Annotated in this window: 4 protein-coding genes; 2 read left to right on the forward strand and 2 right to left on the reverse strand. The window is 73.8% G+C overall.

Going from position 1 to position 5,293, the window contains the following annotated elements; translation table 11 throughout:
* A partial coding sequence (locus JWQ92_RS11745) for a DUF4193 domain-containing protein (RefSeq protein ID WP_297344645.1) occupies positions 1-224 on the reverse strand: 224 nt, incomplete at its 3' end.
* A gap of 239 nt (positions 225-463) precedes the next feature.
* Between JWQ92_RS11745 and sepH the strand changes: the two genes are divergently transcribed.
* Entirely contained in the window at positions 464-1,669 is a 1,206-nt protein-coding gene (gene sepH / locus JWQ92_RS11750; protein WP_297344646.1) for a septation protein SepH, read from the forward strand.
* A gap of 5 nt (positions 1,670-1,674) precedes the next feature.
* Here the strand turns inward: sepH and JWQ92_RS11755 are convergent, their stop codons facing one another.
* The gene (locus JWQ92_RS11755; protein ID WP_297344647.1) at positions 1,675-2,790 is read right to left on the reverse strand and encodes an alkaline phosphatase family protein; all 1,116 of its coding nucleotides are present in this window, start codon (positions 2,788-2,790) and stop codon (positions 1,675-1,677) included.
* Positions 2,791-2,933: 143 nt separating this feature from the next.
* On the opposite strand from JWQ92_RS11755, the gene JWQ92_RS11760 reads away from it, so the two are divergent.
* On the forward strand, positions 2,934-5,293 hold a 2,360-nt coding region (locus JWQ92_RS11760), incomplete at its 3' end, for a DNA topoisomerase (ATP-hydrolyzing) subunit A (RefSeq protein ID WP_297344648.1).

Below are 5,293 nucleotides of genomic sequence, written 5' to 3' on the forward strand. Positions count from 1 at the left end.
AGGAAGCAGCTGACGCAGGTGAACTCGTCCGCCTGCGGCGGGAGCACGACGACGTCGAGGTCGAGGTCGGACAGGTCGGCACCGGGCAGCTCGAAGCCACCCGGGTTGTCCGCATCCTCCACGTCCACGACCCCGGACAGCTTGTCCGGGACGCGCTCCTTCAACGCCTCGATCGAGTCGGAATCGTCCTCGGTCTTGCGTGGGGCGTCGTAGTCGGTCGCCATTCGATTCCCGTCCTCGTCTTCGTGTCGTCGCGGCCCGTTCGCCGGGGTGTCCGGCGCGCGAAGCGGCGACAGTATGCATGAGGCGGAATGCCGATGCAAACGCCTCGCGGTCCGCGGGTGTGCCGCAGGCCCGGCCGGGGAACATCCGGCACGCCCCGCGTATTTCCTGAGGATCGGCAGAGGGCATGGCATCCTGGCCGACGCCGGGTGCGACCGCCTCGGCACGAGGGGGGATCCGGATGCTCACGCTCAGCGTGATCGGCGTGGAGGACGGCGCGATCATCGCCGCCTCGCCGAGCGGCGAGCGGTACCGCCTGCCCGTCGATGCCGACCTCCGTGCCCGCCTGCAGGCCCCGCCGCCGGCCTCTACGGAGCGCAGGCTGTCCCCTCGCGAGATCCAGGCGCACGTGCGGGCGGGGCTCTCCTCGCAGCAGGTGTCCGCCCTCACCGGCGCTCCCGTCGCCTACATCGAGCGGTTCGTCGGCCCGGTGCTCGCCGAGCGCGAGTACGTCACCGAGACCGCCAGGGCGGTCCGGCTGCCCGCCGAGGTCGAGGGCGAGCGCCCGAAGACCTTCGGCACGGTGATGGCCGAGCGGCTCGCCGCCCTCGCCGCGACCGGGGTGCGCTGGACGAGTACGAAGGAGGCCGCCGGCTGGGTCGTCGAGCTCACCTTCACGGCCGACGGCGTCGACCACGACGCGCGCTGGCGGTTCGACCCGAAGCGGATGCAGCTGACGCCCGAGAACGTCGAGGCGGCCACGCTCTCCCAGCAGGGGACGCCCGCGGCGCTCACGCCGCGGCTGCGCGCGCTCGAACCGACGATGCCGGTCACCGTGGTGGCGCCGACCGGTCCCGCCGACCTCCCGGCGGCGGTCGAGCCGCCCGCTCCCGACACCTCCCGCTTCGACAGCGCGATCTTCGCCTTCCCGGACCTCCGCGCCCAGCAGCAGGAGCAGGGCCAGCACGTGCAGGACCACGCCGAGCCCGACGAGCGGCGCCGTCTGGAGCGCCCCTCCGTGCCGGCGGGTCGCCGCGCATCCGGGCCGACGACGGATCAGCTCGCCTCCCTGTCCCGCAGGCGCGGCGAGCGCGAACCGAGCGTCGACACCGCGTCCCTGCCGGTCACGCGCGCCATGTCCGTGGTCGACGACGGCGATGAGGACCCGTTCGCGCGACGCCCGCCCGTCGAGCGGGACACGCCGGCCTCGGTGACCCGTGGACGGTTCCCCGAGAAGCTCCCGGAGCCGCCGCCCGCCCCCGAGCCCGAGCCGGAGCAGCCGCTGAAGCGGCCTCGCGGCCGGTCGGGCACCCGCTCCACCAGCGGGACGCCGAGGACGATGGACGAGTCCGGCCCCGTCGAGGGCGTCCCCCAGTCGCGACCGCGGCGAGGCAGGACGACGATGCCGAGCTGGGACGAGATCGTCTTCGGCCGGGACGAGGACTGACGCCCTCAGAAAGCCAGGAGCGGGACCAACCGCTCCGCATCGGTCCAGGCGCCGTGCTGGCCGACCATCCCCCGTCCCGTCCCGTCGCCGCCGTCGTAGAACGCCGCGCGCGACCGGGCCGCGACGAGGACGTCGCCGATGCGCGGCGCGACCGCCGGATCCACGGTGCCGAACCAGCCCGCATCGATCGCCTCGCGACGCGTGCGGACGTCGGCGGCGCGCCGGAGCGCCGCACGCCACCGGCCGGCCACCGTCCCCGCGTCCTCGCCCGGCTGGAGGTGCAGCTGCAGCAGGCGCGGCTCGCCGGCGATGTGCCGCACGGGCTCGAGCAGCCCCGGGAGCCCGTCGACGAGCACCTGCTGGTCCGCCGGCACGTCCACCATGCCGTGATCGGCGGTGACGAGCATCCGCTCGCCCGGACGCAACCGCGACGCCGCCGAGCCGATCGCGGCGTCGAGCGCCTCGAGCTCCGCGGTCCACGCTCCGGACGACCAGCCCTCGCGATGCGCGATCTGGTCGAGCTCCGGCACGTAGCAGTAGCCGATCGACCTGCCGCCCTCGGCGAACGCCTCGAAGGCCGCGTCGAACCGATGCTCGACGGTGCGTGCGCCGAGGTAGTCCGCGCCGCGCAGCACCGCCTCGGTGAAGCCCGAGTCGGCGTAGTGCCTGGGACCGGTCGCGAACGCCCGCACGCCGATCGCCGCGGCCCGCTCGAACACGGTCGTCGAGCGCTGCCAGCCGGGCGGCAGTCCCCCGTCGTCGAAGCCGTGCAGCTGGTTCACCACCCGGTCGTGGTCGGGATCGAGCACCGAGTAGCCGACGATGCCGTGCTCCCCGGGGTCGGTGCCGGTCGCGAGGGTGGTCAGGGCCGCGGCGGTCGTGGTCGGGCAGCCCGTCGCGATCCGCGAGCCGCGGTTCAGGTGGGACGCGAGCGTCCGGGCGTGACCCGCTCGCGCGGCGAGCGCTTCGGCGCCGAGGCCGTCGACGACGACCACGAGCACCCGATCAGGCGCGCCGAGGCGCATGCGGCCCCCACCGTCGACCACCGCGGCGAGGGCGCCGCTCAGCACGTCGCGCAGCCCGACCGGCCGGTCCTGCCCTGCCGGTACGATGTCGGCCACGGACAGGCAGTGTGCCATCCCTTGCGGAACGGGGCCCTCGGGCGTCCCGCTCCCGCGGCCGCGCACGCGACGCCCTCCCGCCGCAGCGGCGGCTGCGGGCCGTGCTGCCCACGCGGACGGATCCACCGACACGGAACGAGCGCATGACCACCATCGAGCCCGGCGCGGCAGGCGAACGCATCGAGGACGTCGACGTCTCGGCGGAGATGCAGGGATCGTTCCTCGAGTACGCCTACTCCGTCATCTACTCCCGCGCCCTGCCCGACGCGAGGGACGGCTTGAAGCCGGTGCAGCGCCGGATCCTCTACCAGATGGCGGACATGGGGCTCCGGCCCGACCGCGGGCACGTGAAGAGCGCCCGCGTCGTCGGCGATGTGATGGGCAAGCTGCACCCGCACGGCGATACGGCGATCTACGACGCGCTGGTGCGGATGGCGCAGCCGTTCACCATGCGGCTGCCGCTCATCGACGGGCACGGCAACTTCGGGTCGCTCGACGACGGGCCCGCGGCGCCCCGCTACACCGAGGTGCGGCTCGCGCCCGCCGCCATGGCGATGGTCGCCGATCTCGACGAGGACGTCGTCGACTTCGTGCCGAACTACGACAACCAGCTCGACCAGCCCGACGTGCTGCCGGCGAACTTCCCGAACCTCCTGGTGAACGGGGCGAGCGGCATCGCGGTCGGGATGGCGACGAACATGGCGCCGCACAACCTCGTGGAGGTCGTCGCGGGCGCCCGGCACCTCATCGCGCACCCCGACGCGACGCTCGAGGACCTCATGCGGTTCATCCCCGGCCCCGACCTGCCCTCGGGCGCCACGATCGTCGGGCTCGCCGGCATCCGCGACGCGTATGCGACCGGTCGCGGCGCATTCCGCACCCGGGCGAAGGTGCGCGTCGAGCCGGTCACCGCCCGCAAGCAGGGCCTGATCGTCACGGAGCTGCCGTACCTGGTGGGCCCCGAGCGGGTGATCGAGAAGATCAAGGACGGCGTGCAGGCCAAGAAGCTGGCCGGGATCGCGGGCGTCGACGACCTCACCGACGGTGAGCAGGGGCTGAAGCTCGTCATCGAGATCAAGACCGGCTTCGACCCGATGGCCGTGCTCGAGCAGCTCTACCGCGTGACGCCGCTCGAGGAGTCGTTCAGCATCAACAACGTGGCCCTCGTCGACGGCGGCCCGCGCACGCTCGGCCTGCTCGAGCTGCTGCAGGTGTACATCGGGCACCGGATCGAGGTCGTCACCCGCCGCACCCGGTACCGCCTGTCGCGACGGGAGGAGCGCCTGCACCTCGTCGAGGGCCTGCTCATCGCGATCCTCGACATCGACCGGGTGATCGCGATCATCCGGGCGAGCGACGACACCGACGCCGCCCGCACCGGCCTCATGGACGCGTTCGGCCTGAGCCAGGCGCAGGCCGACTACATCCTCGAGCTGCGCCTGCGTCGCCTCACCCGCTTCTCGACGATCGAGCTCGAGAGCGAGGCCACGCAGCTCCGTGAGGAGATCGAGCAGCTGAAGGCGCTCCTCGCCGACCCGGCTCGGCTCCGCCAGGTCGTCTCGGACGAGCTGGAGCAGGCCTCCGAGCTCTTCGGCACGCCGCGCCGCACCATGCTCACCGAGGCGACCGCCGCGCCCGCTCGTGCGACGAAGCAGCAGCAGGCGGACCTGGAGATCCGGGACGTGCCGTGCCGCGTCTATCTCTCGACGTCGGGCCGGGCGGTGCGCGTGGATCTCGCCGCGGGCGACGCCGTCGTCGTGTCGGGCCGTCGCGCGCGGCACGACGCGATCCGCTCCCAGGTCGCCGGCACGAGCCGTGGCGAGCTCGGTGCGGTCACGAGCCGCGGCCGGCTCGTCCGCTTCTCCCCCGTCTCGCTGCCGGTCGTGCCGCCCGCGTCGGTGCAGCTCTCGGCCGGCACCCTCTTCGGTGCGTACCTCGGCGTCGCCGAGAAGGACGAGCACGTCCTCGGCCTCGTCTCCCTCGACAGCACCGAGCCCATCGCGCTCGCCACCCGGAGCGGCATCGTGAAGCGGGTCACGCCCGGGGGCTGGTCGAACAAGCCGGTGCTCGACCTCATCGCGCTGAAGGACGGCGACGAGGTCGTCGGCGTGGCGCAGGGCGGTGACGACGAGCACCTCGTGCTCATCGCGTCGGACGCCCAGCTGCTCCGCTTCCCGGCATCCGCGGTGCGGCCGCAGGGGCTCGCGGCCGGCGGCATGGCCGGGATCACCCTGAGCGGCGACGCGCAGGTCATCTCGTTCGCCTCCGTCGATCCGGCCGACGCGGTCGTGGCCACGATCTCCGCCGTCGCCACCACGCTCGACGTGATCGACCCCGGCCGCGGCAAGCTCACCTCGCTCTCGGACTTCCCCGCGAAGGGACGGGCCACCGGTGGGGTGCGCGCGCAGACGCTCGGCCGCGGCGAGACCGGACTCGCGCTCGCCTGGGCCGGTCCTGCGCCGGCGCTCGCGGTCGCCCGCGACGGCGCGGCGCGGCGCTTCCC

This window comes from Amnibacterium sp., from assembly GCF_025463795.1.
Classification (GTDB): Bacteria; Actinomycetota; Actinomycetes; order Actinomycetales; family Microbacteriaceae; genus Amnibacterium.

What these genes read in the sequence shown, in the direction of transcription:
- sepH (WP_297344646.1), top strand. Translation starts at nt 464, where the DNA reads ATGCTCACGCTCAGCGTGATCGGCGTGGAGGACGGCGCGATCATCGCC.